At 68.0% G+C, this 25,515-nt stretch carries 27 protein-coding genes; 13 read left to right on the forward strand and 14 right to left on the reverse strand.

Annotated elements, in window-relative coordinates; all coding sequences use genetic code 11:
• Positions 1–22: 22 nt before the first annotated feature.
• The 4 genes from ACOQOP_RS21345 to ACOQOP_RS21360 all read left to right on the forward strand — a co-directional run bounded on the left by ACOQOP_RS21345 (position 23) and on the right by ACOQOP_RS21360 (position 3,819).
• Entirely contained in the window at positions 23–691 is a 669-nt protein-coding gene (locus ACOQOP_RS21345) for a DUF2848 domain-containing protein (RefSeq protein WP_420563835.1), read from the forward strand.
• A 3-nt stretch (positions 692–694) separates the two neighbouring features.
• Positions 695–2,050 (forward strand): amidase, encoded by a 1,356-nt coding sequence (locus tag ACOQOP_RS21350; RefSeq protein ID WP_420563836.1) that lies wholly within the window; start codon positions 695–697, stop codon positions 2,048–2,050.
• 130 nt (positions 2,051–2,180) lie between these two features.
• Positions 2,181–2,348, forward strand: coding sequence for a YdcH family protein (locus ACOQOP_RS21355; RefSeq protein WP_420563837.1), 168 nt, complete (start codon positions 2,181–2,183; stop codon positions 2,346–2,348).
• Positions 2,349–2,682: 334 nt separating this feature from the next.
• Positions 2,683–3,819 carry a DSD1 family PLP-dependent enzyme gene (locus ACOQOP_RS21360; protein ID WP_420563838.1) on the forward strand — a complete coding sequence of 379 codons (1,137 nt, stop codon included), beginning with the start codon at positions 2,683–2,685 and terminating at the stop codon, positions 3,817–3,819.
• Between the two features lie 22 nt (positions 3,820–3,841).
• On the opposite strand, the gene ACOQOP_RS21365 is transcribed toward ACOQOP_RS21360, so the two are convergent.
• Together ACOQOP_RS21365 and ACOQOP_RS21370 are read right to left on the reverse strand one after the other, a co-directional pair.
• Entirely contained in the window at positions 3,842–4,147 is a 306-nt protein-coding gene (locus ACOQOP_RS21365; RefSeq protein ID WP_420563839.1) for a hypothetical protein, read from the reverse strand.
• 3 nt (positions 4,148–4,150) lie between these two features.
• The gene (locus tag ACOQOP_RS21370) at positions 4,151–5,167 is read right to left on the reverse strand and encodes a 1-aminocyclopropane-1-carboxylate deaminase (protein ID WP_420563840.1); all 1,017 of its coding nucleotides are present in this window, start codon (positions 5,165–5,167) and stop codon (positions 4,151–4,153) included.
• A 154-nt stretch (positions 5,168–5,321) separates the two neighbouring features.
• Here ACOQOP_RS21370 and ACOQOP_RS21375 point away from each other — a divergent pair, with 154 nt between their 5' ends.
• The 4 genes from ACOQOP_RS21375 to ACOQOP_RS21390 all read left to right on the forward strand — a co-directional run bounded on the left by ACOQOP_RS21375 (position 5,322) and on the right by ACOQOP_RS21390 (position 8,409).
• Positions 5,322–5,783: an Lrp/AsnC family transcriptional regulator gene (locus ACOQOP_RS21375; RefSeq protein WP_420563841.1), complete on the forward strand. Its 462-nt coding sequence runs from the start codon at positions 5,322–5,324 to the stop codon at positions 5,781–5,783.
• Between the two features lie 68 nt (positions 5,784–5,851).
• Positions 5,852–6,304, forward strand: coding sequence for a SufE family protein (locus ACOQOP_RS21380; protein ID WP_420563842.1), 453 nt, complete (start codon positions 5,852–5,854; stop codon positions 6,302–6,304).
• Positions 6,305–6,311: 7 nt separating this feature from the next.
• Positions 6,312–6,773, forward strand: coding sequence for an iron-sulfur cluster assembly scaffold protein (locus tag ACOQOP_RS21385; protein WP_420563843.1), 462 nt, complete (start codon positions 6,312–6,314; stop codon positions 6,771–6,773).
• 307 nt (positions 6,774–7,080) lie between these two features.
• Positions 7,081–8,409 (forward strand): MATE family efflux transporter, encoded by a 1,329-nt coding sequence (locus ACOQOP_RS21390; RefSeq protein WP_420563844.1) that lies wholly within the window; start codon positions 7,081–7,083, stop codon positions 8,407–8,409.
• Positions 8,410–8,582: 173 nt separating this feature from the next.
• On the opposite strand, the gene ACOQOP_RS21395 is transcribed toward ACOQOP_RS21390, so the two are convergent.
• Entirely contained in the window at positions 8,583–10,106 is a 1,524-nt protein-coding gene (locus tag ACOQOP_RS21395) for a DHA2 family efflux MFS transporter permease subunit (RefSeq protein ID WP_420563845.1), read from the reverse strand.
• Positions 10,107–10,231: 125 nt separating this feature from the next.
• Between ACOQOP_RS21395 and hisC the strand changes: the two genes are divergently transcribed.
• Positions 10,232–11,350, forward strand: a complete 1,119-nt coding sequence (gene hisC / locus ACOQOP_RS21400; protein ID WP_420563846.1) for a histidinol-phosphate transaminase — start codon at positions 10,232–10,234, stop codon at positions 11,348–11,350.
• Here the strand turns inward: hisC and ACOQOP_RS21405 are convergent.
• From ACOQOP_RS21405 to ACOQOP_RS21425, 5 genes are all read right to left on the reverse strand, one after another.
• Positions 11,347–11,952 carry a carboxymuconolactone decarboxylase family protein gene (locus ACOQOP_RS21405; RefSeq protein ID WP_420563847.1) on the reverse strand — a complete coding sequence of 202 codons (606 nt, stop codon included), beginning with the start codon at positions 11,950–11,952 and terminating at the stop codon, positions 11,347–11,349. The two genes, hisC and ACOQOP_RS21405, sit on opposite strands and share 4 nt — an antisense overlap.
• Positions 11,953–12,026: 74 nt before the next feature.
• On the reverse strand, positions 12,027–12,671 hold the full coding sequence (locus tag ACOQOP_RS21410; RefSeq protein ID WP_420563848.1) for a hypothetical protein: 645 nt from the start codon (positions 12,669–12,671) through the stop codon (positions 12,027–12,029).
• A 193-nt stretch (positions 12,672–12,864) separates the two neighbouring features.
• Positions 12,865–13,677, reverse strand: coding sequence for an SDR family NAD(P)-dependent oxidoreductase (locus ACOQOP_RS21415; RefSeq protein WP_420563849.1), 813 nt, complete (start codon positions 13,675–13,677; stop codon positions 12,865–12,867).
• A 36-nt stretch (positions 13,678–13,713) separates the two neighbouring features.
• A complete protein-coding gene (locus ACOQOP_RS21420) occupies positions 13,714–14,268 on the reverse strand; it encodes a carboxymuconolactone decarboxylase family protein (protein ID WP_420563850.1) in 555 nt (184 codons plus the stop codon).
• A 194-nt stretch (positions 14,269–14,462) separates the two neighbouring features.
• The gene (locus ACOQOP_RS21425; RefSeq protein ID WP_420563851.1) at positions 14,463–15,926 is read right to left on the reverse strand and encodes an amidohydrolase family protein; all 1,464 of its coding nucleotides are present in this window, start codon (positions 15,924–15,926) and stop codon (positions 14,463–14,465) included.
• A gap of 234 nt (positions 15,927–16,160) precedes the next feature.
• On the opposite strand from ACOQOP_RS21425, the gene ACOQOP_RS21430 reads away from it, so the two are divergent.
• The 3 genes from ACOQOP_RS21430 to ACOQOP_RS21440 all read left to right on the forward strand — a co-directional run bounded on the left by ACOQOP_RS21430 (position 16,161) and on the right by ACOQOP_RS21440 (position 20,455).
• The gene (locus ACOQOP_RS21430) at positions 16,161–18,275 is read left to right on the forward strand and encodes a hydantoinase/oxoprolinase family protein (RefSeq protein WP_420563852.1); all 2,115 of its coding nucleotides are present in this window, start codon (positions 16,161–16,163) and stop codon (positions 18,273–18,275) included.
• A gap of 11 nt (positions 18,276–18,286) precedes the next feature.
• Entirely contained in the window at positions 18,287–19,981 is a 1,695-nt protein-coding gene (locus tag ACOQOP_RS21435) for a hydantoinase B/oxoprolinase family protein (protein ID WP_420563853.1), read from the forward strand.
• Positions 19,982–20,068: 87 nt separating this feature from the next.
• Positions 20,069–20,455 (forward strand): hypothetical protein, encoded by a 387-nt coding sequence (locus ACOQOP_RS21440; protein WP_420563854.1) that lies wholly within the window; start codon positions 20,069–20,071, stop codon positions 20,453–20,455.
• 9 nt (positions 20,456–20,464) lie between these two features.
• On the opposite strand, the gene ACOQOP_RS21445 is transcribed toward ACOQOP_RS21440, so the two are convergent.
• From ACOQOP_RS21445 to ACOQOP_RS21465, 5 genes are all read right to left on the reverse strand, one after another.
• Entirely contained in the window at positions 20,465–20,719 is a 255-nt protein-coding gene (locus tag ACOQOP_RS21445) for a hypothetical protein (RefSeq protein WP_420563855.1), read from the reverse strand.
• A gap of 185 nt (positions 20,720–20,904) precedes the next feature.
• Entirely contained in the window at positions 20,905–21,144 is a 240-nt protein-coding gene (locus tag ACOQOP_RS21450) for a hypothetical protein (RefSeq protein WP_420563856.1), read from the reverse strand.
• A gap of 151 nt (positions 21,145–21,295) precedes the next feature.
• Positions 21,296–21,550: a hypothetical protein gene (locus ACOQOP_RS21455; RefSeq protein WP_028795610.1), complete on the reverse strand. Its 255-nt coding sequence runs from the start codon at positions 21,548–21,550 to the stop codon at positions 21,296–21,298.
• Between the two features lie 16 nt (positions 21,551–21,566).
• Positions 21,567–22,895, reverse strand: a complete 1,329-nt coding sequence (locus tag ACOQOP_RS21460; protein WP_420563857.1) for an aspartate aminotransferase family protein — start codon at positions 22,893–22,895, stop codon at positions 21,567–21,569.
• Positions 22,892–23,584 carry a class II aldolase/adducin family protein gene (locus tag ACOQOP_RS21465; protein WP_420563858.1) on the reverse strand — a complete coding sequence of 231 codons (693 nt, stop codon included), beginning with the start codon at positions 23,582–23,584 and terminating at the stop codon, positions 22,892–22,894. The genes ACOQOP_RS21460 and ACOQOP_RS21465 overlap by 4 nt, the downstream gene beginning before the upstream one ends.
• Before the next feature lie 166 nt (positions 23,585–23,750).
• On the opposite strand from ACOQOP_RS21465, the gene ACOQOP_RS21470 reads away from it, so the two are divergent.
• Positions 23,751–24,236, forward strand: a complete 486-nt coding sequence (locus ACOQOP_RS21470) for a PAS domain-containing protein (RefSeq protein WP_420563859.1) — start codon at positions 23,751–23,753, stop codon at positions 24,234–24,236.
• 4 nt (positions 24,237–24,240) lie between these two features.
• On the opposite strand, the gene ACOQOP_RS21475 is transcribed toward ACOQOP_RS21470, so the two are convergent.
• Positions 24,241–25,257 (reverse strand): C-terminal binding protein, encoded by a 1,017-nt coding sequence (locus ACOQOP_RS21475; protein ID WP_420563860.1) that lies wholly within the window; start codon positions 25,255–25,257, stop codon positions 24,241–24,243.
• Between the last annotated feature and the right edge of the window lie 258 nt (positions 25,258–25,515).

Raw genomic sequence — 25,515 nt, forward strand, 5'->3', positions numbered from 1 at the left:
GCATTCAAACGGGAGGCATGCAATGGGAGCCCAGACTCTGCGGTTCGACACACCGGACGGACCGGTCGAGGTGGCGGTGACGGACTGCGTCGTCGCCGGCTGGACCGGTCGCGACAAGGCGGCGATCGACCATCACATCGAGGAACTGGCCGAGATCGGCGTGCCTGGGCCGAGCACCGTGCCCCTGTACTACCGTGTCGCGGTCGAGCAGCTCACCCAGGGCGACCACGTGCAGGTGATCGGCGGCGACAGCTCGGGCGAGGTCGAGCCGGTGCTGGTGGCGACCGACACGGGGCTGTACCTGACCGTCGGTTCAGACCATACGGACCGCAAGGTGGAGACCTATTCCATCGCCGTTTCCAAGCAGATGTGCCCGAAGGTGCTGGGCACCACCGCCTGGCCGGTATCGCTGGATGACAATCTGGACGCGCTGGTGCTGGAAGCGAAGGCGACGATCAAGGGCAAGGAAGAGCCGTACCAGACCGGCACGCTCGCCCTGATCCGGCCGCTGAAGGATCTGGTGGACGGTTATGGCGGGCTGAAGCCGGGGACGGTCATGCTCTGCGGCACCGTGCCGGTGACCGGCGGCATCCGCCCAGCCGATCGGCTGGCGATCTCCATCACCGACCCGGCGAGGGGCCGGACCCTTTCCCATGCCTATGACATCGAAACCCTGCCCGTGGTGAGCTGACCCATGACCTTCGCGCCGAAAACCCCGATCGCCGAGATCCTGACCGCGCTCGACACCGGTCAGACCACCGCCGCCGCCCTGCTGGACACCGCCCTGGAGCGGGCCAGGGACGCCTCGGGCGAGGGCGCCCGCGTCTTCATCGCCCTCATGGAGGACAGTGCGCGCGCCGAAGCCGCCGCCAGCGACGGCCTGCGCAAGGCCGGCGTGCCGCCGCGTCCGCTGGAGGGCCTGCCGATCTCGGTGAAGGACCTGTTCGACGTGAAGGGGGCGGTTACCACCGCCGGCTCCAAGGTGCTGGCCTCCGAGCCGCCGGCCGAGAAGGACGCCCCCGTCGTCGCCCGGCTGCGCGCCGCCGGCGCGGTCCTCGTCGGCCGCACCAACATGACCGAGTTCGCGTATTCCGGCCTCGGCATCAACCCGCATTACGGCACTCCGGCCAATGCCTGGGACCGGGCGTCGAAGCGCATTCCCGGCGGCTCGTCCTCGGGGGCGGCGGTCAGCGTGACCGACGGCATGGCGAGCGTCGGTCTCGGCACGGATACCGGCGGCTCCGTGCGCATCCCTGCCGGTCTCTGCGGTCTTGCCGGTTTCAAGCCGACCCAGAGCCGGGTGCCGATCGCCGGTGCGGTGCCGCTGTCGACCAGCCTGGACAGCATCGGCCCGCTGGCGCCGTCCATGGACTGCTGCGTGCGGGTGCATCAGGTCCTGGCCGGCGAGACGCCGCACCCGATCCCGGCGCTGCCGGTGAAGGGGCTGCGTCTGGCGGTGCCGAAGGAATTCGTGCTGGACGATCTGGACGAGCCCACCGCTGCCGCGTTCCAGGCCGCCCTCAGCCGGATCTCGTCGGCCGGCGCCACCATCATCGACCTCTCCCTGCCCGAGCTGCTGGAACTCCCCGTGGTCAACGCCAAGGGCGGCTTCACCGCGCCGGAGAGCTACGCCCTGCACGAGCGGCACATTCTGCGCGATCCGGATGCCTTCGATCCGCGGGTCATCTCCCGCATGCGCCGGGCGGGCGAGCAGTCGGCCGCCGATTACTTCAACCTCGTCAATGCCCGGGCCGATATCCAGGCACGGGTTGCGGCCAAGACCTCGGCCTTCGACGCGGTGCTGATGCCGACCACCCCGCGCATCGCCCCGCCGATCGCCGACCTGGTGCCGGACGACGCGGTCTACGGCGCGATCAACATGGCCATGCTGCGCAACTGCTCGGTCGGAAACTTCCTCGACCGCTGTGCCGCTACGATCGCGGTGCACGAGGAGGGCAGCGCCCCGGTCGGCCTGATGATCATGGGCGAAACCCTCGCCGATGATAGGGTTTTGGCCATATCTCAGGGGTTGGAGACCCTGTTTGCCTGAGCGGCTATTGGTAATTTTCAGTCCGAAGTTCAAGGGCTTGAGAGTTCATTGTTGCGCGCCTAACTGGGAGGGGTACGCTTTTGGGTCCGGGTAGCACAGACGCTCCCGGCGACGTCGAAAGGAGGATCGTATGACAGCGACTGATCGGATCCACTCCCTGCAAGCGCGCCATGCCTCGCTCGAGGAGAAGCTGGATAATGAGTCCGGACGACCGTTGCCGGACGAAGTCGCGATACATGACCTGAAACGTCAGAAGCTAGCCATCAAGGACGAAATCGCGCGGTTGCAGCGCGCCTGATCCCAGGCCTTCGTTCTTCCAACAGGACCGGTTCGTGCGCCGATCACGGAGCGCCCGGACCGGCCCTCGGGCCCGCCTTTCCACCGAAAGGCGGGCTTTTTAATGGGTGGGTGCGGCCAGCCGGTTCCCGCCACTCTTTCACTCCCCGGACCTGTTCCGGGGCCTACGCTGAGGTGGAGCACGGTCCCTTCCTGATGGTTTCCGAAATGCGGAACCGTAGGCCCCGGCACAAGGCCGGGGAGTGGCGGAAGGGGGATAGGGGCGCTCCCCGTCTTGCCCTCCACGTCCTCCCGGTCGACAGTGGTCCCCTTGTTCGTCACCGGGAGCCGCCATCATGACCACGCCGCCGCCAGCCCGTGTCGGAGATCCGGCCGGCGCGATCGACACACCCGCCCTGGTGATCGACCTGGACGCGTTCGAGCGCAATCTCGACCGCATGGCCGTCTTCGCCAAAGAGACCGGCGTGCGCATCCGCCCCCACGCCAAGACCCACAAATCGCCGATGATCGCCCGGCTGCAGATGGAGCGGGGAGCCGTCGGCCAGTGCTGCCAGAAGGTGGGCGAGGCCGAGGTGCTGGTGGATGGCGGCATCGATGACGTGCTGGTCTCCAATCAGGTGGTCGGCGACGCCAAGGTCGCCCGCCTCGCCGCCCTGGCCGGCCGGGCGCGGATCGGCGTGTGCGCCGACGACCCAATCCAGGTGGACGCCTACGCGGCCGCCGCGCAGAAATTCGGCACCACCCTCTATGTGCTGGTGGAGATCGATGTTGGCATGTCGCGCTGCGGCGTCGCCCCCGGCGCGCCCGCGGTCGATCTGGCCAAGCGGATCGCGGCCGCGGACGGCCTCGTCTTCGACGGCATCCAGGCCTATCACGGCTCGGCCCAGCACATCCGCGGCTATCGCGAACGCCATGCCGCAATCGCCAAGGCCTCCGATGTGGTGGAGGCGACCGTCGACCCGCTGGCCGCCGCCGGACTGGAGTGCCGCACCATCGGTGGGGCCGGCTCCGGCACGTTCCGGTTCGAGACCGGCACCGGCCTGTGGAACGAGTTGCAGCCCGGCTCCTACTGCCTGATGGATGCCGATTACGGCCGCAACCTGAAGGACGACGGCACCGAGGGACTGGAATTCGAGAACGCCCTGTTCATCGCCTCAACGATCATGAGCGCCGTCGTCCCCGGCCGGGCGGTGGTCGATGCGGGCCTCAAGGCCTCCTCTGTGGACAGCGGCCTGCCGGTCGTGTGGCGGCGCGCCGACACGACGTACGTCTCCGCCTCCGACGAGCACGGCAAGCTGTCGCTGGGCGCCGGGGCGCCGGCGGCCAGGCTCGGCGACCGGGTCTGGCTGGTGCCCGGCCATGTGGACCCGACGGTGAACCTGTACGACTGGTATGTCGGCGTGCGCGGCGGGTTGGAGAGCGGCCATGTGGAATGCCTCTGGCCGGTGGCCGCCCGGGGCGCGCTGAGCTAGGCGCCCGGGCGCGGGTCGGCAGTCACAGCACCGCCGTGAGCGCCTCGATCTCGGGCACGCTTTCCGACAGCAGGATCTCGACCGGCGGTTCGGGGTCCGTCCGCTCCCTCTCGCGTCCGAACTCGCGGACGAACTCCTCGGCACGGCCGGCATGGGCGAATTCCGCGCACAGGCGTGTCCGTTGCACCGCGCCGTCGGCTTCCGACGTGCGGGCCAGGAACTTCAGGACGGCGTCGCCCCTGATCCGCCAGCGGCCGAGCTGCCGGATCAGGGCCTCCTCGTCCGTGTGATGCTCCGGCGACAACGTGACCAGGAGGATCGCCGCCATCGCTCAGCCGTTCCGGTAGGTGTAGCTGTAGCCGTTGAGGGCGGGCGCCCCGCCGAGGTGGGCGTAGAGGATCTTCGAGCCCGCCGGGAAGTAGCCCTTCCGCGCCAGGTCGATCATGCCCTGCATCGACTTCCCTTCGTAGACCGGGTCGGTGATCATCGCCTCGGTCCGGGCGGCCAGCCGGATCGCCTCGTTGGTCTCCTCGCTGGGCACGCCATAGGCCGGATAGGCGTAGTCGGGGATGATGACGATCTCGTCGTCGCGCACCGCGCGGCCGAGCTCGACCAGTTCGGCGGTGTTGTCGACGATGCCCCCGACTTGGGCGCGGAGCTGTTCGGGTGTGCCGGATCCGTCGATGCCGATCACCCGATGGGCGCGATCATCGGCGGCGAAGCCGACGATCATGCCGGCCTGGGTCGAGCCGGTGACCACGCAGACGATGATGTAGTCGAATTTGATGCCCATCTCGGCTTCCTGGGCGCGAACCTCTTCGGCGAAGCCGACATAGCCGAGGCCGCCGAACTTATGGACCGAGGCACCCGCCGGGATCGCATAGGGCTTGCCGCCGGCATCGCGGACCGACTGCAGCGCCTCCTCCCAGCTCTGGCGGATGCCGATGTCGAAGCCTTCATCGACGAGGCGGCTGTCCGCCCCCATCAGGCGGGTCATCAGGATGTTGCCGACACGGTCGTAGACCGCGTCCTCATGCGGGACCCAGTTTTCCTGGATGACCACGCATTTCATGCCGATCTTGGCGGCCGTGGCGGCCACCATCCGGGTGTGGTTCGACTGGACACCGCCGATCGACACCAGGGTATCGGCGTTCGAGGCGATGGCGTCGGGGACGATGTACTCCAGCTTGCGGAGCTTGTTGCCGCCCATCGCGAGGCCCGAATTGCAGTCGTCGCGCTTGGCGTAGATCTCGACATCGGCCCCGATCGCTTCGGTCAGGCGCGGCAGGTACTCGATGGGGGTCGGACCGTAGGTAAGCGGGTACCGTTCGAACTTCGACAGGTTCATGGCGTCTCTCTCGCGTCGGGGCTGGCGAAAACGCTAGCGCAGACGCAGAGAAAGGTGCTCTCGATTAGGCTCGAAAGATTTTCAGAAGAAGCTACGATTTAAATATTGAAAGGCCTTAAGCGACGATGGTGGTCGATTTATGAAAGAATCTTCCGTGACTGAGCTCGACAGGATCGACCGGAACATCCTCAAGTGCCTGCAGGCCGACGGACGGATGTCGAATGCCGATGTCGCGCAGAAGGTCCATGTCAGTCCGGCGACCTGTCACCGTCGGATTCAGCGGCTGGTCGAGGAGGGGGTGATCCAACGGTTCCGGGCCGAGGTGAACCCCGTGGCCGTGGACCGCAGCATTCTCGTCCTGGTGGGCGCCGTGCTGGAAAGGTCTACGCCGGAGAGCTTCGCCGAATTCGAGGCCGCCATCGTGAAGTTCCCTTTCGTTCTGGACTGCCACTGCGTGGCGGGCGATTTCGACTACTTTCTGAAGGTCCGGGCGCGGGACATCTCCGACTTCAACCGGCTGCACCGCGACCGGCTGCTCACCCTGCCGGGGGTACGGCAGCTTCGCAGCTTCTTCGTTCTGAAGGACGTGATCGAGAACGCGCCTCTGGATTTCTGACGGGCTGCTGCCTTGGAGCATTCGTTGACAGCCGTCCCGCAACGCGCCAAATCCTGGATATGGATGACATGACCCCCAACGCGCAGGACGACGCGCCAGAGCGCCCGATCGACGAGGAGCAGGAAGAGCTCATCGACGAGTTCGCCTTCTTCGACGACTGGATGCAGCGCTACGAGTACCTGATCGATCTCGGCCGCAAGCTGCCGCCGCTGGACGAGGCCTACAAGCGCGACGAGTTCAAGCTTAGGGGTTGTCAGAGCCAGGTCTGGCTGGTCGGCGAGAAGCGCGGCGACCGGCTGGTGTTCCACGCGATCAGCGACGCGGCCATCGTCTCCGGCATCATCGCCCTGCTGCTGCGGGTCTATTCCAGGCGCACGCCGCAGGAGATCGTGGCGACCGAACCCGACTTCATCCCCGCCATCGGCCTCGACGCCCACCTGTCGCCGACCCGCAAGAACGGGCTCGGCGCCATGCTGAAGGCGATCAAGGAACGGGCGCGGGCCGAACTCGACGCGGCATAGGCCGGTCATGACGGCGCAGGCTTCCACCGGGACCGCCCCGAGCTTGGACAGCGTCTATCAGGACCGGCTTCTGGATCTCGCCGAGACCATCGCCCGCGACGGCCATGTGGTTGCCGCCCCCGATGCCGAGACCACCGCGGTCAGCCGGGCCTGCGGCAGCCGGGTGCGCATCCAGGTGCGGTTCGACGGCGACACGGTGGCCGATTACGGCCAGCGGGTGGAGGCCTGTGCGCTCGGCTCCGCGGCTGCGTCCGCCGTGGGCGGGGCGGTGATCGGCGCCTCGGTGGCCGAGATCCGGGCCGCTGCGGCGGCGTTGGAGGCGATGTTGAAGCGGGACGGCCCGGCCCCCGCGGGGCGGTTCGACTCGCTCTCCGCCCTGCTGCCGGCGCGGGCCTTCACCAACCGCCACGGGTCCATTCTCCTCACCTTCCGCGCGTTGGAGAAGGCGTTCAAGGCGACGGGGCGCTAAGTCGGCCGACCCTTCGACACGTCCCCCGGCTGAACGCCGGGGTCCTGCTCAGGGCGAGGTCTTTTGGAACTCTCCTCATCGTCGTCATCCCGGCGAGCCCCGGGCTCGACCCGGGGGTCGGCCGGGACCGTTTTGCTGACGTGTGGACATGGTCCCGGCCCGCCCCCGGATCAGGTCCGGGATCGGGGCGTGTCGAAGGGGCGGCGCTCGATGGGGAGTGCCGACGGGACGGACTTCCCGCATGATGCGTCTCCGATCCATCTCGCCCTGACGCCCCTGGGGCGGCCCTGCACATGAAGGACGTGACTTGAGCGACGCGCGGCGGACCCGGCTGCTGGACGGGCCGATCCTGAAGACCCTGGCCATTCTCGCGGTCCCCAACATCGCCGCCTCCTTCCTGCAGTCGGGGATGAGCGTGGTGGAGGGTGCCTATCTCGGCCGGCTCGGCACCGTCGAACTCGCAGGGGTCGCCCTGGTGTTTCCGCTGCTGATGCTCACCAACATGCTGTCGGGCGGCGCCATCGGCGGGGTGGTGGCCGGTGCTACGGCCCGTGCGCTGGGCGCCGGCGACGACGCAAGGGCCGAGCAGATCCTGCGTGCGGCGGTGCTGATCGCGCTCGCCCTGGCCACGGTGATGGCGCTGGCGATCCTCGGCTTCGGGCGGTCGCTCTACGTCCTGCTCGGCGGCGCGGGAGAGGTGCTCGAGGCGGCCGATCTCTATGGCGACCGGCTGGCCGCCGGCATCTTCACCCTGTGGCTGTTCAACGTGCTGGCGAGCCTGCTGCGCGGCTCCGGCGACACGATCCGGCCGGCCATCGCGCTCGGCTGCGTGCTGGTCCTGCATGCGGGGATCGCCTGGGTGCTGATCTTCCCGCTCGGGCTCGGCATCGCCGGGGCGGGGCTCGCCATGCCGCTGGCCTATCTGTTCGGAACCCTGGGCCTGTCGGCCTGGCTGCTGAGCGGCCGGGCGGCGGTGCTGGTGAAGCCGGGCCCGGTGACGGGCCAGGTGCTGGTCCCGCTGCTGCGCCAGGGGACCCTGGCGGCGACCCAGTCGTCGCTGACCATCGCCATGGCGCTGATCGTCACCGCGATCATCGGCCGGCTCGGCACCCACTGGCTCGCCGGCTACGGCATCGGCGCCCGGCTGGAGCTGCTGATGATCCCGGTGATCTTCGGGGTCGGCGGGGCGCTGATCGCCATGGTCGGAGTGAATGTCGGCGCCGGACGGCGGCAGCGGGCGATCCGCATCGCCTGGACCGGCGGGGCGATGGCGGCCTGCATCGTCGGCACCATCGGCCTGGTCGGCGCGATCCAGCCGGATCTCTGGGGCGGGCTGTTCACCCGGGATCCGGAGACCCTGGCGGCGGTGGCGACGTATCTGGGGATCGTCGGCCCGTTCTACGCGTTCTTCGGGCTGGGTCTTTGCCTCTACTTCGCCAGCCAGGGTCTCGGCTCCATGGTCTGGCCGGTGGTGGGCACCTTCCTGCGGCTGCTGATCGTGGTGGCCGGCGGGATGGCGCTGGTGGCGACCGACGCCGCCACGCCCGAGGCGGTCTTCGGCGTGGTGGCGGGGGCGATGGCGTTCTACGGGCTGTTCATCGTGGCGGCGCTGAAGCTGGGGCCGTGGCGCTCGTAAATTTCCCACCGTCATCCCGGTGACCTCCGGGCTCGACCCGGAGGTCGGCCGGGACCCAAAAGGGCTGCGGCCGGAAGCGGTAGGTCCCGGCCCGAGCCCGGATCAATCCCGGATTAAATCCGGGACGGTCTCGTCCGGGATGACGATCTAGCCGGGATGACGGTAGAAAAATGTTACCGCCGCAGCTTGATCAGCAGCATCAGCGGCAGCACCGCGAAGGACGTCAGGGTGAAGGCGTAGAACGAATTCAGATATCCGATCATCGCCGCCTGCCGGGCCATTTCGCCCGACAGGCCGGCCAGGGCGCCGGTGCTGTCGAGTTCCCAGACCCGGAACAGGGAGTCCTGGAACTGCAGCGCCTCGTTGGTCGGGCGGGCATGGGCGGTCATCTCGGCATAGTTCACCCGCGCGCCGTTCAGGGCGATGGCGATGGCGATCGAGATGTAGATCGAGCTGCCGAAGTTCCGGACCAGGTGGAAGATGGCCGTCGCCTCCGCCGTCTTCGAGCGGGGCAGGGTGTTGAAGCTGACGATGGTCAGCGGGACCCACACCAGCCCGACCCCGAGGCCCTGGAGCGCGCTGGTCCACAGCACGTCAAAGGTCGTCAGGTTGATGCTGAACTGGGACATGTACCACCCGGCGATGCCCTGCAGCGCGAAGCCGACCGCGAGCGTCGGGCGGGGGTCGAGCTTGCTGCCCCAGAACATGAAGAAGAAGCCGACCAGCGTGCCGACACCGCGCGCCCCCAGGATCACGCCGATGATCGAATCCGGATAGCCCCGCACCCCCTGCAGCAATGCGGGCAGCAGGGTCATGGGCGTGAAGTTCAGCATGCCGAAGACGAAGACCAGCAGCAGGCCGATCGCGTAGTTACGGTCGAGCAGCAGCTTGGGATCGAGGAACGGCCGCTCGGCGGTCAGCGAATGGGCGATGAACAGATACAGCGCCAGGCCGGCCGCCGCGCCGCAGAGCAGGATCGTCGTGCTGTCGAACCAGTCCAGCCGCTCCCCCTGGTCGAGCATGAACTGGAACGAGGCGATGAACACCGCCAGGGTCAGGAAGCCGGTCCAGTCGAGATAGCTGGACCCCGCCTTGGAGCGGTCCTGGATGTAGATCAGCACCCCGGTCAGGGCGGCGAGGCCGCAGGGCACGATCATGAAGAACACCCAGCGCCAGTTATAGACCTCCGACAGATAGCCGCCGACGGTCGGGGCGAGCACCGGGCCGAGCACCACGCCCATGCCGAAGATCGCCATGGCCGAGCCCTGCTGATGCTTTGGGTAGCTGTCCATGACGATGGCTTGGCTCAGCGGCACCAGCGGCGCGCCGAACGCACCCTGGAAGATGCGGGCGACCACCAGCAGCTCCAGCGAGGGTGCCAGACCGCAGGCAAGCGACGCGATGGTGAAGCCGCTCACCCCCCAGATCAGGATCGTGCGCCGCGAATACCGGGCGGCGAGCCAGCCGGTCATCGGCGTGGCGACGGCGGTGGCGATGATGTTGAACGTCACCACCAGGGCGATCTGGTCGGTGGTCGCCGACAGCGCGCCCTGCATCTGCGGCAGCGACACGTTGGCGATGGTGACCGTCATCGCGTACAGCGCGGTCACCATGGTCAGCGTCGTCAGGATCATCGCCCGGGTCAGCGCATCCGGACGCGCGTCCTCGGCGGGAGTGTCGATGGGCTCGGCGGTCATGCCCCACCTTATCGGCTGCACGCGGCAATAACGAGAGGCCCCGGCGTCTGGGGTGCTGCGAGGTGATGCACAGCGCGATCAAATCACGCTAATCTCCAGCGCCCGCCAGACCAGGAGACCCGTACATGGCCGACGCCGATCCCGCGCAGAGTGTTGCGAAGCCCTTCATTCGTGCCATGCCGCCCGCCGCCCAGCCGCCGATCCAGCGGGACTCCAAGTCGGGGATCGACCCCTCCCGGATCCGGCGCATGAACCTGAACGAATCGCCGTTTCCGCCCTCGCCCAAGGCGATCGCGGCGATGCAGGAGGCGGCGACCCGGGTGAACTATTATCCCGACCCGATGTGGCGCGACCTGACCTCGGCACTGTCGGCACATACCGGCCATGCGCAGAACCGCATCGTGCTGGCCAACGGCTCCGACGAGCTGATCGTGGCGGCCGGCCGTATCGTGCTGTCACCGGGCGACGAGGTCCTGGTGCCGGTCCCGTCTTTTCCGAGCTACAACAAGGCCGCCGCCGTGAACGGCGCCACCCTGGTCGCGGTCAAGGTCCGCCAGGACGGCTCGGCCGATACCGAGGGCATGCTGGCCGCGGTCACCGAGAAGACCCGGATCGTGTTCCTGGCCACGCCGAACAATCCGACCGGCGGGATCCTGACCACCGAGGAGGTGGTCTCCTTCGCCAAGGCCCTGCCGCCGACCACCCTGCTGGTGCTGGACGAGGCCTATTACGAATACGGCATCCATGGCGGCGGCGCCGACCACCTGGCGGCCATGGCCGAGGTCACCAACGTGCCCTGGGTCGCCTTCCGCACCTTCTCCAAGGCCTATGGCCTCGCCGGCATGCGGGTCGGCTACGGCCTGTGCGGTTCCGACGAGGTGGCGGGCTGGTTCCAGAAGGTCCGCAGCACCTTCAACGTGAACGCGGTGGCCCAGGCTGGCGCGCTGGCAGCCCTGGGCGACCAGGCGCATATGCGCTCGATCGTGGAGCGGACCTTCGTGGAGCGTCAGCGGCTGGAGGCGGGACTGGCCAGGCTCGGCTGCGAGTCCTTCCCGAGCGTCGGCAACTACCTGTCGTCGAAGACGCCGAAGCCGGCGGCCGAGGTGGTCGCCGAACTGGAGAAGCGCGGCATCATGATCGGCCGCCTGATGGCGCCGGGCTACGAGGGTTACATCCGGATCACCACCGGCCGGGCCGAGGATACCGACGCGCTGCTGGCGGCGCTGGAAGAGATCCTGGCCTAACCGTGGCTCCAGTTCTCCGGGTCGTCATTGTCGCCCGGTGACAGGCCCAGGATGTCGCCCTCGGTGTTCACGCCGAGACCGAGCACGGTGCGGTTGGCGTAGCTGAAATACGCGGTGACCTGGTTGATCTCCAGGATCTCGCCGTCGTCCCAGCCGGCCGAGCGCATCTCCTCCACCATGTCGGCGGTCATTGTCGCCGGGTCCCGGGTCAGGTGCTCGGCGTAGCGCAGGGCGGCCCGGTGCTTGGCGTCGAAGGCCGGGGCCGGATCGCCGGCCTCAAGCGCGCTTCGGATCTCGTTCGCCCGCCGGTCGTCGCCGAGCAGCCGGCGCAGCCCCTGGAAATGATGCTCCACGCAGTAGGAGCAGCCGTTCAGCAGGCTGACCTGCACGCCGATGGTCTCCAGGAAATGCTTGGGCACGGTGTTGGCGGCATGGTGCAGCACGTACTTGTAGAGGTGCATATGCCCCTCCATCGAGTGCGGCCGCAGCGAGTGCGCCATCATGATGTTGTCGACGTTGTTTCCCGGCCCCTTCACCCGGTCGTACAGGGTCTTCAGCCGGCCGGTGGCGTCGTCGTAGGGGACGGTCCTGATCCAGGTCATTGCGGGTACCTTCACGGTTGCTCGCCCGACGGTACACCGCCTGCGTCACTTCCGGCACAGCAGAGTTGACCGCCTCAGGTCGCCGCCTTGCGCACCCGGGCCTGCTGGCGGGCCTTCTCCTCGGGCGACAGCTCGAAGGGGTCGACCGGGATGTTGCCGACGATGAACTGGGAGCAGACCTCGCCCTCGTAGGTCATCGGCAGGACAACCCGTCGCCAACATTTCGCGCCGACCCAGTCGGGGGAGCGGTGCAGGCTGTAGATCGGGCGGCGCGCCCGGTAGGCGGCCAGATAGATCGCCCGGTACATCAGCGCCAGGTTGTTCCGGGTGGTGCGGTTCATCTCCGAGACCGTCTCGCCGGTCCAGTCGCGCCCGGCATGGGCGGCCACGCCGGTTCCGTAGAGCCGGTAACGGGCGTCGAACCCGTCACGCAACACGTCCAGGATCATGATGTTGCCCACCGCCGGCAGCAGGGTGAGCATGTCGAACTCGGCGCGGGTCTGGCGGCCGGTCTGCGGGTCGGTGTGCTTCTGCCAGTAGGAGAACAGGAAACTCAGCTTCGGGTTCTCAAGCTGGTCCGGGGACGTCGCGAAGAAGCAGGACAGGCAGTCGGGGCTCAGGCGGCTCGGCGGACAGCCGCCGATCAGGTCGTTGGCGGCGGCGTCCAGCTCCGCATCGGTCGGCTCGACCCAGACGGGGTCGGCGGTGGGGTCTACCAATCGCGTTCTCCTGCGCCGCCACCGCGGCTTTGCGGTCCGGCATCGCGCCGCGATGGCCGGTGCTGGTGGGCAGCGTCGGTGAATACGCGACCACACTCCCCCGCCCTTGTCACCCCTTCTCACCCAAGGGTCACCGCGGCCCGGGACAGATACAAAGCTGGGTTGTGGCGTCGGCCGGACCGGGGCCGTCGACCTAGCCCCGCACCGAGGTCAGGCCACCATCGACCGGCATGATCAGGCCGGTGACGTAGCCCGCTTCGTCGGAGGCCAGGAACAGGGCGGCGTTGGCGACGTCCCAGGCGGTTCCCATGCGGCCGAGCAGGGGGACGCGGGCGTTGCGCTCGCGGCGGACCTCCTCGCGGTCGATGTTGCGCTCCCGGGCTCGGCGCTCGATCGCCATGGGCGTGTCCATCAGGCCGGGCAGGATGGCGTTGGCGCGGATGCCGAACTCGGCATTCTCGACGGCGAGGTGGTGGGTCAGGGTGTTCACCGCCCCCTTGCTGGTCTTGTAGGCGACGCCGCTGCGGGCGGTCGGCTCGACCCGGGCGCTGATCGAGGACGTGGAGGAGACGTTGAGGATCACCCCGGAGCGCTGCTCCCGCATGACCGGCAGCACATGCTTGCAGGTCATGACCATGCCCTTGAGGTTCATGTCGAACAGCCGGTCCCAGACCTCCATGTCCATCTCCGGCGTCGGGCGGTCGCCCAGGGACATCCCGACATTGTTGTGCAGGATGTCGATCCGGCCGTAGCGCTCCACACAGGCGGCGGCCATGGCCCGGCAGCTTGCCTCGTCGGTGATGTCGGCCTGGAAGGTTGAGGCGGTGCCGCCGGCCTCGGCGATCATCTTCACCGTGTCCTCGGCCGAGGCCAGGTCCTTGTCCACGACCAGGACCTTCGCCCTCTCCTGTCCAAAGCGCAGGGCGACGGCGCGGCCGTTGCCCAGGGTTTCGCCCGGCTGCTGTCCGCCGCCGACGACGATGGCGACCTTGTCCTTCAGGCGCATGCCCGTTCCTCCCGATTGTCTTGTTTTTCTTTGCTGTCAGGCGGGCAGTGGAAACTGCTCCAGCCATTGGGCGTAGTCGTCTTCCACATCGATCTGCAGGCTGGCGAGGATGCGCACCACGCCGCAGTAGAAGCCGATGGTGACGATCAGGTCGACCAGGTCCGCCCGGTCGATCCCGGCCTCCAGGGTGGCGTAGGTGGCGTCGCTGACACCCATCTCGGTGACCATCTCGCGGGCGGCGCGCAGTACAGCGGTCTCAAGGTCTGGGAAGCCGCCGCTGCCCTCCGCCTCGGTCTCCCGGCTGATGCCGTGGATGTCGTCGGCGCTCACCCCGAACTGCTCCACGCCCAGGCGGCAGTGGTGGGAATACTCGTAGGCGCTGCGGGTAAGATAGCCGACCTGGATGATCGCGAGCTCGCGCAGCCGCGGATCGAGCTTGCTGCCGTAACGGATATGGCCGCCGATGGTGCCGAAGGCGCGGGCCATGCCGGGGCTGTTCACCAGCGCCCGGTGCAGGGTGATCGGCCGCTTGAGCAGATCCCGATCCTCGGGCGCGAGGTCGTCCGGCGTGAGATAAGGGACGCGGGCCATGCGGTGGTTCCTCCCGGGTGGTATGTTGTGGGACGCCTCTTGCGGGCGTCTTTCTATCCTCTCTCCCGCGCTCCCCGGCCTTGTGCCGGGGCCTACGGTTCAGCGTGTTGCGAGCCTTTCAATTAGTGTGTGGACCTCGGCGTGGGCCCCGGCACAAGGCCGGGGAGTGCACGTAAGGAAGAGAGGCAGAGTGCTCACAGGCTCTCCCGCGTCTCGAACACCATCGGCGCCATCTGGTCCACCGTGCGGCCCGCCCAGTCGCGGGTCGGGATGCTGGAGAAGGAGCGCTCCTGGGCGGCCTGCAGCTCGTTCAGGGCGGCGCGCAGGTCGATGGTGGTCACCGCACCGTCCTTCACCACCTGGTTGCCGTCCACGAACACGTCGCGGATGCCCCGGTCGGTGGCGGCGTAGATCAGCGAGCGGATCGGCTCGCGCACCGGCATCATCGAGGGTGCGGTCAGGTCGACGCAGACCAGGTCGGCGCGGCAGCCGACCGCCAGCTTGCCGATGTCGTCGCGGCGCAGGGCCCGGGCTCCACCCACCGTGGCGGCGTTGAAGATGTCGGAGGTGTTCAGGTCGTCCACCGTCTCCGCGATGGTGCGGGCCACCGTGGCGACGTTGCGCATCTCCTCCAGGAAGTTGTGCGGGTAGGTGTCGGTGCCGATGCCCATGTTGATGCCCTCGCGAACATAGCCGCCGAAGGTGCGCAGGGTGATGCCGCGGCGCATGAACACGGTCGGGCAATGGGCGACGGTGGTGCCGGAGTTGGCCAGCAGGCGCAGGTCCTCGCGGGTCGACCAGTGCACCCAGGGATGGTGGTCGAGGAAGATGCCGTGGCCGATGATCGCGTGCTCGCCCAGCACGCCGATATCGCTCATCCACTGCACCGGGGTGCGGCCGTGGCGGCGGATCATCTCCTGGAACTCGTTCACCGACTGGGCGGCGTGGGTCTGCCAGGGCAGGTTCCGTTCCTTGGCGTAGTCGTAGCTGTCGCGCAGCAGGTCGGCCGAGCAGGTGTCGATCTGCGCCGGCGCCAGCATGCCCATCAGGCGGCCGGACGGGTGCTGGTTGGCGAGGTCGATGGTGCGCATCGCCTTCTCGAAGCCGGCCCGGCCGCCCCCGGTCTCGTCCCAGTCGTATTTGAGCTGGTGGCCGTCCTCGGTGTACCACTTGGCGTCCTTGAACATAGGCGCCACGCAGGCGCGGATGCCGGATTCCGCCAGCACATCGAGCCAGGCGTCGAACGGGAAGGAATAGTCGACCACGGTGGTGACACCGCTGGTCAGCAGCTCGGCCATTGCGACCTTGAGGCTGGCGGCCAGGCCCTCCGGGTCGTTCTCGAAGATGGTGAGGAACTCGTAGAGCGAGGAGTGGAAGAAGCCCGGGCTGCGGATCTCGTCGGTCACGCCCTTGCGCAGCGGTTCGCTGGTCGGGTGCGAGTGGATGTTGACCAGGCCCGGCATGACCATGCGCTCGGAGCCGTCCATCTCCACGTCGACCTCGCCGGTGTAGCGACCGCCGACCTGGGTCACCACGCCGTTCGCGAAGACGACGTCGCCGCCCTTTAGGTAGACGTGGCGGCTCTCCTTGGCGTCCCAGGCGACGATCCAGGCGGCGTTGCGGATAACGGTGGTGCCGGGGGCGGACGGACCGCTCATGGGGGGACTCCATTGTCTGGTGGCGCGACGGCCGTGGGGCGGGCGCCGGGGAACGGGCAGGATCGGTGATGAGTCTAGCCACACATGCGGCGGCGCCGAAAGACCTCCAAATCGATCCGTCGGCACCGGGCGAGACAGTCCACACGCATACAGACATTGACGCGGCCCGCATTCGTGGGAACGATCCGGAACCTCCCAAATGTTGCACCGCAAACTCAGGATCGATTCTCTGCCATGGGCGCTTCACCCCAGTCCGTACGTCTTGCCGTCGATGTCGGCGGCACCTTCACCGATGTTGCCCTGGAGATCGGGGACCCGGCCGCCGGTGGCCGGCGCGTCACCTCCAAGGTTCTGACCACCCCGCGGGCGCCGGAGCAGGGGGTGATCGACGGGGTGGAGAAGGCGGTCGCCGAGGCCGGGATCGCGCCGTCCGAGGTGACGCTGATCATCCACGGCACGACCCTGGCCACCAACGCGCTGATCGAGCGCAAGGGGGCGAAGACCGCGCTGATCACCACCGAGGGTCACCGGGACTCCGTGGAGATGGCGCAGGAGAACCGGTTCGAGCAGTACGACATCAACATCGACCGGCCGGATCCGATCGTGCCGCGCTACCTGCGCTGGTCGGTGCGCGAGCGCATGAACTACCGCGGCGAGCCGCTGGTGGCCCTGGACGAGGACAGCGTCCGCGCGCTGATCCCGCTGATCCAGGAGAACGGTGTGGAAGCGGTCGCGATCGGCCTGCTGCACTCCTATGCCAACGGCACCCATGAGACGCGGGTGGCCGAGATCATCGCCGAGGCGCTGCCGGAGATGGCGATCACGCTGTCCAGCGAGGTCTGCCCGGAGATCCGCGAGTACGAGCGCCAATCGACCGCCTCGGCCAATGCCTATGTGCAGCCGAAGATGGCCGGCTACCTGCGCAAGCTGGAGGACGAGATGCGGTCGCGCGGCTTCGGCTGTCCGTTCCTGCTGATGACCTCCGGCGGCGGCCTGACCGACCTGGACACCGCGGTGCGCTTCCCGATCCGACTGGTCGAATCCGGCCCGGCCGGCGGCGCCATCCTGGCGACCGAGATCGCCAAGGAATGCGGCCTCGCCAATGTGGTGTCCTACGACATGGGCGGGACCACGGCGAAGATCTGCCTGATCGACAATTACGCCCCGCAGATGACCCGCACCTTCGAGGTGGCGCGCGTCTACCGCAACATGAAGGGTAGCGGCCTGCCGGTGCGTATCCCGGCCATCGAGATGGTCGAGATCGGCGCCGGCGGCGGCTCCATCGCCCATGTGGACGCCATGGGCCGGCTGCAGGTCGGCCCCGAGAGTGCGGGCTCCGAGCCGGGTCCGGCCTGCTACGGCCGTGGCGGTGAGCACCCGACCGTGACCGACGGCGACGTGGTCATGGGCAAAGTCGACCCGGCCCGTTTCGCCGGCGGATCGGTGGCCCTCGATGTGGCCGCGTCGGAAACGGCGGTGGCGACCGATGTCGGCAAGCCGATGGCGCTGAAAGGCCGTCTGGCGGCCTTCGCCCTGGCTGAGATCGTCGACGAGAACATGGCCAACGCCGCCCGGGTGCACGCCATCGAGTGGGGCAAGGACATCTCGGCCCGCGCCATGATCGCCTTCGGCGGGGCCGCGCCGCTGCACGCCGCGCGTCTGGCCGAGAAGCTGGCCATCGACACCATCGTGGTGCCGACGGGTGCGGGCGTGGGCTCGGCGATCGGCTTCCTGCGCGCGCCGGTGTCCTATGAGGTGGTGCGCAGCCGCTACCTGCTGCTGTCCGATTTCGACGCCGGTTCGGTAAACGACCTGCTGTCCGGCATGTCGGCCGAAGCGCGCGGCATCGTCTCCGCGGCGGCCGCCGGGGTCGAGCTGACCGAGACCCGCGTCGCCTATATGCGCTACTCCGGCCAGGGCCACGAGATCACCGTGCCGCTGCCGACGGGCGAACTGACGGCGGCTGATGGCGACGCGATCCGCAAGTCCTTCGAGGTGGAATACGCCAAGCTCTATGGCCGCACGATCCCCGACGTGGAGCCGGAGATCCTGTCCTGGACCCTGACCGTCGCCGCCCCGATCGCGCCGTCGCCGGAGCCGGTGGACGCCGCGTCCGGAGCCGGCACCGCCAAGCCGATCGACAGCCGCGTGGTGTTCGATCCGGACCTGCAGCGCGATGCCGAATACGCCATCCATGCCCGCACCGACCTGGTGCCCGGCATGACCGTGGCCGGTCCGGCCCTGATCGTCGAGGACCAGACCACGACCGTCGTGACCTCCACCTTCAACGCCAAGGTGGACGGCCTCGGCTACCTGATCCTGACCGCCAAGCACAAGACGGCGGCGTGAGGAGAATGACCATGAGCACCAATCGCAGCGCCCTCGACCAGATCCACATCCAGATCCAGTGGAACCGCCTGCTCTCCGTCGTCGAGGAGCAGGCCCAGACCCTCGTGCGCACGGCCTTCTCCACCTCGGCGCGGGAGGCCGGCGACATCTCCGCCGGCGTGTTCGACACCGACGGCCAGATGCTGGCCCAGGCGGTGACCGGCACCCCCGGCCACGTGAACGCCATGGCCGCCTCGGTCGGCTTCTTCTTGGAGGTCTACCCGATCGACACGATGAAGGACGGTGACGTCTACATCACCAACGATCCGTGGAAGGGCACCGGCCACCTGAACGACATCACCGTCGTCACCCCGACCTTCCTGGACGGCAAGCCGGTCGGCCTGTTCGCCTGCACCTCCCACGTGGTGGATATCGGCGGCCGCGGCTTCGGCCCGGATGGTCGCCAAGTCTACGAAGAGGGGCTGAACATCCCGATCATGCCGCTGGCCCGTGAGGGCGTGGTGGATCGCGGGCTGCTCAACCTGGTCAAGGTGAACGTCCGCAACCCGATCGAGGTGGAAGGCGACATCTACTCCCTGATGGCCTGCAACGAGGTCGGCGGGCGCCGGCTGGTGGAGATGATGCGCGAGTTCGGCATGACCGATCTCGGCGAGCTCGGCCGCCACATCATCGAAAGCTCCCGCGCCGGGATGCTGGAGGAGATCGGCAAGCTGCCCAAGGGCACCTACCACAACTCCATGCGCATCGACGGGTTCGAGAACGAGGTCGATCTGGTCGGCTCGCTCACCGTGTCCGACGACGGCATCGACATCGATTTCGAGGGCACGTCCGGCACCTCGCGCTACGGCATCAACGTGCCGCTGACCTATACCCAGGCCTATGCCAGCTTCGGCGTGCGCTGCGTGATCGGCGGCTCGATTCCGAACAATGCCGGCTCGCTCGGCGTGATCCGGATCACGGCACCGGAGGGCTCGATCCTGAACGCCCCGCCGCCCTGCGCGGTGGCCGCCCGCCACGTGATCGGCCAGATGCTGCCCGACGTGATGCTCGGCTGCTTGAACCAGATCATCCCCGACCGGGTGCCGGCCGAGGGCACGAGCTGCCTGTGGAACCCCGTGCTGCTCGGCGGCCGCGGGATCGTCGACGGCGATTACGGCAACAGCCGGCCCTTCGCCATGAACACCTTCCACACCGGCGGCACCGGCGCCCGTCCGGGCAAGGACGGCATGGACGCCACCTCCTTCCCCTCGGGCGTGCGCAACACGCCGGTGGAGGTGAACGAGACCATCGCCCCGCTGATCTTCTGGAAGAAGGAGTACCGGACGGATTCCGGCGGGCCTGGCACCTATCGCGGCGGCACCGGCCAGGTGATGGAGATCGCCCATGCCGACGGCAGGCCCTTTGCCATCTCCTCCATGTTCGACCGGGTCATCCATCCGCCGCGCGGCCGCAATGGCGGGGCGAATGGGGCGACGGGCAAGCTCTACCTGAAATCCGGCCCGTCCCTGCAGGGCAAGGGTCGCCAGACCATACCCGCGGGCGATACCCTGGTGCTGGAGATGCCGGGCGGCGGCGGCTTGGGGGACCCGAAGCAGCGGGATCCGGCCAGCCTCGCCATCGACGTGCGCGACGGCTTCGTCAGCGAGGCGGCGGCCCGCGAGGCCTATGGCTGGACCGAACCTCAGCTGGTCGCCGGCGACGACTGAGGGCGCGCAGCCCCTTTCTGTCGACTGCCCGGTCGCGGATAACCGGAATACGGGGCGTTCTGGGGAGGACGCCCCGGTGGAGCCGTAATGGCGGATTTGGAATGGACCTACGACCCCGAACGGCGGCTCTTCGTCGTTCGGTATGTCGGACGGGTGAACCTCAACGTGTTTTTGAGGGCGCGCATCGCCCGCCGATCGATCGGCGTCGATTACGGCCAGCTCCGGCTGATGATCGATACCCGCCAGGCCGATGTGAGCGAGCTGACGGGCGAGGATTTCAAGGCGATGGAGGCGGAGCGGGAAACGCGGTTCGGCGGGATCGCTGAGCCGGCCGCGGCCGTGGTCGGCAGCGAGATCGACCGGGATATCGCGGCGCTCTGGGCGTTCTACCGGAACCGGTCGGTCCCGGGCTCGGCGGCGGTGTTCATGAACGAGCGCGAGGCGCTCGCCTGGCTGCTGGGGGACAGGCCTTAAGTCCGGCCGTCAGACGACGATGTTCAGGATCGAGCCGCGCGGAGCGTTCGGGTTGAGCAGGCGGACCTGATCCGCCGTGCGCTCCAGGTCGAACTGGCGCCGCTCAGCCTCGTCCAGCGGTTCGGCGAAGACCGTCTCCTGCGGTCGGTCGTTGCCGGCGCGGGATGCACGGGCATCGGCCCGGCGCTCCGTCGCGTCGGTGACCGCCCCCCGCTGTCCGTCGACCGGAGGGAATACCGGTAGTCCTGTGGGGCCGATCGCCATGACCGCTGCTCCCGTGCTGTCTCTCTGCGTCGTGTCTGCTGCGTGAGCGGAGCCCGAGTGGTGGGCCCGCAGGTATAAAATCATATTTTCAGAGAATTTTATATAATTTGCATCAAACCCGTTTCAAGGGGACATTTCGAGCATGTTCGCGTTGAAAATTCAGGGGTTTCAGAGAGTCTGAAGGGTCAGGACAGGATATCGATGACCTTGCCGCGCTGGCGGTTCAAGGCGGCGCGGCCGATCTCGCGGAGGTATTCCAGCCTGTCGCTGGCGCTCAGCTCGGCCACCTCACCAACAGGGCGGCCGGTGACCAGGGGCCGCTGTGTCGGCTCGTTCGACACACTGCTGCCGTCGCCCGCGATCCGGACCTTGTCCGGGCTGGCGATATGGGAATCCCAGATCGGCGCGAGCAACCCGCTGATCATGGAGCCATGGCTTCCGCAGTTGACCTGCGAAGTATATGGCATGGTCCGAAGTGAATCGCAAATTTCAGCAAGTAACGCCGGTTTCGATTCACGATCTGAAAGTGGGGATAAAAATTTGTCCTAAAATCTATTCAATATTCGGCCCGAAGATTTACCGGGACCTGTCGTCCTCCGGCGGCAGGAGCTTGGCGCGGAACCGCCGGGCATAGCCGATCGGGTCGTCGGCGAAGGAGCCGCTGCTGGACGTCTCCCGGGCCGTCTCCACGATGTGACGGCCGGCATTCTCCACGGTCGGCCGGGCGCGGCGCGCCGCCTCGCCGGCGATCTCCGCGGCCTTGGCCCGCAGCCGCGGGTCGGAGGCGGCCCGGCGGACCGCTTCCCGGGCCAGACGTGCGAACAGGCTCATGACACCCCCTCCCTCATCACACCATCTCCTCGGCCAGCGCCGCCTCGATCACCGGCCGGCGGCTGTCCAGGAACTCCTCGAAGGCCGCGGCCAGGGTGTCGAACGCGCCCCGGTCCATCGGCAGCGACAGCACCATCATGCCCCGGCGCGCCGTGTAGATGCCGCCATGGATCAGGTCCAGGTGCATCAGATCCACCAGCCGCCGGTTGCGCTGGCCCGCCTCGGGAGGAGATATGGGGGCGGTGCGCCCGGAATGCATCGCCATCATCGATCCGCGCCCGGTCATCGTCAGCGGCAGGCCGCGGTCGTCGATCGCCTTCTGCAGGCGCTGGCGCAGCGCGTCGCCATCGGCATTGAGGGCGACGGCCCGCTCCGGCGTGTAGACATGGGTCAGCCCGGCGAGGCCCGCCGACATGGTGAAGACGTTGTTGTTGAATGTCCCGGCATGGGGCCAGGCGCCCGGCTGGGTCGGGTCGAACTTCGCCAGGATGTCGGCCCGGCCACCGAAGGCGCCGAAGCTGAGCCCGCCGCCGACATATTTGCCGAGGCTGATCAGATCCGGGGTGATGCCGAGCAGCCCGTGCAGGCCAGTCGGCGACAGGCGCGAGGTCATGACCTCGTCGAAGATCAGCAGCGCGCCGGTCTCCCGGGTCGCCGACCGCAGCGCGTTGAGAAAGGCGTCGGTGCCCGGCAGGCAGCCGCCTGAGCCGCTCATGGGCTCGACCAGCACGGCGGCCAGCCGGTCGCCCTGTTCGCGGATCAGCGCCGCGCTGCCCTCGGGGTCGTTGTAGTCGCCCATGACATAGTCGAAGGGCGCGTTCAGCGGCGAGCCGGAGAAGTACAGGACACCACCGTGATAGGCGCCCTTGAAAACCATCACCCGGTCGCGGCCGGTATAGGCGCGCGCGGTGGCCAGCGCCATCAGGTTGGCCTCGGTGCCGGAATTGGTGAAGCGCACCCGCTCCAGGGCGGGGAAGCGGTTGACCACGGTCTCGGCCATCCGCGCCTCCAGCAGGGTCGGCCCTCCGAGAACCCAGCCGTCATCGGCCGCCTGCTTGATGGCGTCGCGGATCACCGGCTCACTGTGGCCGTAGAGACCGGCGGTGTATTCGCCGAGATAGTCCACATATGCGTGGCCGTCCACGTCCCACAGCCGGCAGCCCTCGCCTCGGGCGAAGCGCAGGGGATAGGGGTGGTAGTGCAGCACCGTGCGGGTGTTGCCGCCGGGCATGGCGGCCTGGGCCTGCTCCTGGATCGCCGCACTCTTGGGATTGGCGGCGGCGAACCGTTCCGCCGCCTCGGAATAGGCCGCCTCGAGGGTGGCGTTCGTACCTGCGCTGCTCATGCCGTCCCTACCTTCTTTTGGGCGTCCACTGCGCCGTATCCCATGGTCCCGAACTTCTCGCCGACCCGCGCGATCTCGTCGTCGGGCAGGATCACCGGCTTGCCGACCTGCAGGGTGCGCCAGTACATGCCGGCCAGGGTCTCGACCTCGACCGCCAGGGCCAGCGCCTTCTTCAGGTTCGGCCCGATCGCGATCATGCCGTGATTGGCCAGCAGGCAGGCCTTGCGGTCTTTCAGCGCCTCCAGAGCGGTGTCCGACAGCTCCTGTGTCCCGAAGGTCGCGTAGTCCGAGCAGCGGATGGTCGAGCCGCCGGCCTGGGCGATCATGTAGTGGAAGGCCGGGATCTCCATGCGCAGACAGGCCAGCGTGGTGGCGAACATGCCGTGGGTATGGACGATGGCGCCGCAATCCGGGCGCTCGCGCATGATGTCCAGGTGGAAGCGCCACTCGCTCGACGGCCGCCGGTTGGAACTGTGCGTGCCGTCCAGCTTCATGGTGACGATGTCCTCCGGCGCGATCTCCTCATAGGGGATCGAGGACGGGGTGATGAAGAACCCGTCCTCCGGGTTGTCCGACACCCGCACGCTGGCATTGCCCGACGTGCCCTGGTTGATGCCGAGGGCGTTCATCTTGATGCAGGTGTCGATCACCTCCTGGCGCAGGGCGCGTTCGGCGGCGGAGATGGGCATGGGGACGCTCCGGATGGTTCAGGCGGCACGGCGGAGCAGTCTACGCGCGCTCGCATTGGGTCGTCATCCCGTTCCGCGCTTGGGCAGGCCGAGTTGACCGCGCCTTACCCGCCCCGCACTATTGCGGTCCCCCCGGGGTGCGATGGGCGGGACGGCGGAGGACCAATTGGAAACGCTGGGCGCAGGAACGCCGGACGCGCTGCCGGCGACCGTAGCCGCCGCGATCCGGGAGCTTCTGACTTACTGGAACGACCGGCGTGGATCCCAGGATATGCCGCGCCGCTCGGATTTCGATCCGATGGACATTCCGCGCCACCTGCCGGGAATCCTGCTGATCGACGTGGAAGGGATCCGCCCCGACGGTATCGGGATCTACCGCTACCGCGTCGTCGGCGGGAACGAGGTCGCCAACCGGGGGCACAACCCGACCGGCCGCCTGGTGGAGGAGGGGTTCTACGCCGAATCCCTGGAGGATGCGCTGGCCCATTACGAGGCCGTTCGGCGGTCTCGGCGACCGGTCTATGACCGGGTCACCTTCCTCGACGAAAGGGGCAGGCCGGTCCGCGAGGACACGATCCTGGTCCCTTTCTCCGAGGACGGGACGACGGTGTCCCAGATCCTTGTCTATTCCGAGCAACTGCCGCGGGGCTAGCCGCTCACCTCTTCAGAAACGCGCCGTTGACGCAGTTCCACAGCTCGCCGGTCTCCAGGTAGCGCATCATCGTCTTGGTCGAGTTGGCCCTTGCGTCATAGCGGCCGGCCGCGCTGTTGAAGGCGGCGTGCGGGGTGAGGATCAGCCGGTCCTTCAGCCAGTCCGGCTGTTCGGAGAAGGCCTTCACCAGCGGGTCGGACAGGGTCGCCGGCTCGACCGGCAGCACGTCCAGGCCGGCGGCGGCGATCTCGTTGTTCTTCAGCGCTTCGATCAGGGCGCCGGTGTCGACGATCGGGCCGCGGGCGGTGTTGATCAGGATCGCGTCCGACTTCATGCGCTTCAGGGCGGCGGCGTCGATCATGCCGCGGGTCTCGTCGGTCAGCGGGGTGTGGATGCTGAGCACGTCGGCCCGCTCCAGCACCTCCTCCAGGCTCTCCACCCGCTCGATCTCGAGCGCGATCTCCTGACCGCGCGGGGCGTATTTATCGTAGCCGACGATGTGCATGCCGAAGGCCTTGGCCCGCAGCAGGGCGGCGGTGCCGATCCGCCCGAACCCGACCACGCCGAAGGTCTTGTGCCGGATGCGGCGCGGCTCGCCCCGGTTCCAGTGGAAGTTGCCGGCAGGGTCGGCGGTCATGGTGCGGTGATAGGCAGTCAGGCCACGGGTGAAGGTCAGCATCATGGCGATGGCGTGGTCGGCCACCTCGTTGGTACCGTAATCCGGGCAGTTCGACACCGGAATGCCGGCCGCCCCGGCCGTCGCCAGGTCGATATGGTCGAAGCCGACGCCACAGCGCACGATGATCTTGCAGTTCTTCAGCCGTGACAGCACCCGCTGGTCGATCGGCAGCACATGCCAGACCAGCAGGGCGTCCACCTTCTCCCAGGTCTCGTCCGGAACGTCGGAAGCGTCGGCGGTGTTGTAGTGAATGAAATCGACATCGCCCCCGGCGATTTCGCGCTCGACCCGATGGTCGTCGTCATGCTGGGCGTCGGGGGTGAGAACGGTATAGCGGGCCACGGGCGCTTCCTCATCGGTTTCTTGCTTTGGTTGGGGCGCGATGGTGGCCGCAGCGGGCAGTTTGAGCAAGTGGCGCTTCGAAACCTCGAGCATGATGGTGCGTTGGCGTTGTCGGACGGCGCCTCTCATCACCCACCCCCAAGCATTCCCCGGACTTAGTCCGGGGCCCACGGCCGGGTTCGCACCGCCGCCCGCGATAGCACTCCGAGATCGGGAGCGGCTATTCCGTGGGCCCCGGCACAAGGCCGGGGAGTGGGA

Source organism: Thalassobaculum sp., from assembly GCF_965223715.1.
Classification (GTDB): domain Bacteria; phylum Pseudomonadota; class Alphaproteobacteria; order Thalassobaculales; family Thalassobaculaceae; genus Thalassobaculum.

Coding starts and splice junctions, on each gene's coding strand:
- ACOQOP_RS21345 (WP_420563835.1), top strand. CDS start 23: ATGGGAGCCCAGACTCTGCGGTTCGACACACCGGACGGACCGGTCGAG.
- ACOQOP_RS21350 (WP_420563836.1), top strand. CDS start 695: ATGACCTTCGCGCCGAAAACCCCGATCGCCGAGATCCTGACCGCGCTC.
- ACOQOP_RS21355 (WP_420563837.1), top strand. CDS start 2,181: ATGACAGCGACTGATCGGATCCACTCCCTGCAAGCGCGCCATGCCTCG.
- ACOQOP_RS21360 (WP_420563838.1), top strand. CDS start 2,683: ATGACCACGCCGCCGCCAGCCCGTGTCGGAGATCCGGCCGGCGCGATC.
- ACOQOP_RS21365 (WP_420563839.1), bottom strand. CDS start 4,147: ATGGCGGCGATCCTCCTGGTCACGTTGTCGCCGGAGCATCACACGGAC.
- ACOQOP_RS21370 (WP_420563840.1), bottom strand. CDS start 5,167: ATGAACCTGTCGAAGTTCGAACGGTACCCGCTTACCTACGGTCCGACC.
- ACOQOP_RS21380 (WP_420563842.1), top strand. CDS start 5,852: ATGACCCCCAACGCGCAGGACGACGCGCCAGAGCGCCCGATCGACGAG.
- ACOQOP_RS21385 (WP_420563843.1), top strand. CDS start 6,312: ATGACGGCGCAGGCTTCCACCGGGACCGCCCCGAGCTTGGACAGCGTC.
- ACOQOP_RS21395 (WP_420563845.1), bottom strand. CDS start 10,106: ATGACCGCCGAGCCCATCGACACTCCCGCCGAGGACGCGCGTCCGGAT.
- hisC (WP_420563846.1), top strand. CDS start 10,232: ATGGCCGACGCCGATCCCGCGCAGAGTGTTGCGAAGCCCTTCATTCGT.
- ACOQOP_RS21405 (WP_420563847.1), bottom strand. CDS start 11,952: ATGACCTGGATCAGGACCGTCCCCTACGACGACGCCACCGGCCGGCTG.
- ACOQOP_RS21415 (WP_420563849.1), bottom strand. CDS start 13,677: ATGCGCCTGAAGGACAAGGTCGCCATCGTCGTCGGCGGCGGACAGCAG.
- ACOQOP_RS21420 (WP_420563850.1), bottom strand. CDS start 14,268: ATGGCCCGCGTCCCTTATCTCACGCCGGACGACCTCGCGCCCGAGGAT.
- ACOQOP_RS21425 (WP_420563851.1), bottom strand. CDS start 15,926: ATGAGCGGTCCGTCCGCCCCCGGCACCACCGTTATCCGCAACGCCGCC.
- ACOQOP_RS21430 (WP_420563852.1), top strand. CDS start 16,161: ATGGGCGCTTCACCCCAGTCCGTACGTCTTGCCGTCGATGTCGGCGGC.
- ACOQOP_RS21435 (WP_420563853.1), top strand. CDS start 18,287: ATGAGCACCAATCGCAGCGCCCTCGACCAGATCCACATCCAGATCCAG.
- ACOQOP_RS21440 (WP_420563854.1), top strand. CDS start 20,069: ATGGCGGATTTGGAATGGACCTACGACCCCGAACGGCGGCTCTTCGTC.
- ACOQOP_RS21445 (WP_420563855.1), bottom strand. CDS start 20,719: ATGGCGATCGGCCCCACAGGACTACCGGTATTCCCTCCGGTCGACGGA.
- ACOQOP_RS21450 (WP_420563856.1), bottom strand. CDS start 21,144: ATGATCAGCGGGTTGCTCGCGCCGATCTGGGATTCCCATATCGCCAGC.
- ACOQOP_RS21455 (WP_028795610.1), bottom strand. CDS start 21,550: ATGAGCCTGTTCGCACGTCTGGCCCGGGAAGCGGTCCGCCGGGCCGCC.
- ACOQOP_RS21460 (WP_420563857.1), bottom strand. CDS start 22,895: ATGAGCAGCGCAGGTACGAACGCCACCCTCGAGGCGGCCTATTCCGAG.
- ACOQOP_RS21465 (WP_420563858.1), bottom strand. CDS start 23,584: ATGCCCATCTCCGCCGCCGAACGCGCCCTGCGCCAGGAGGTGATCGAC.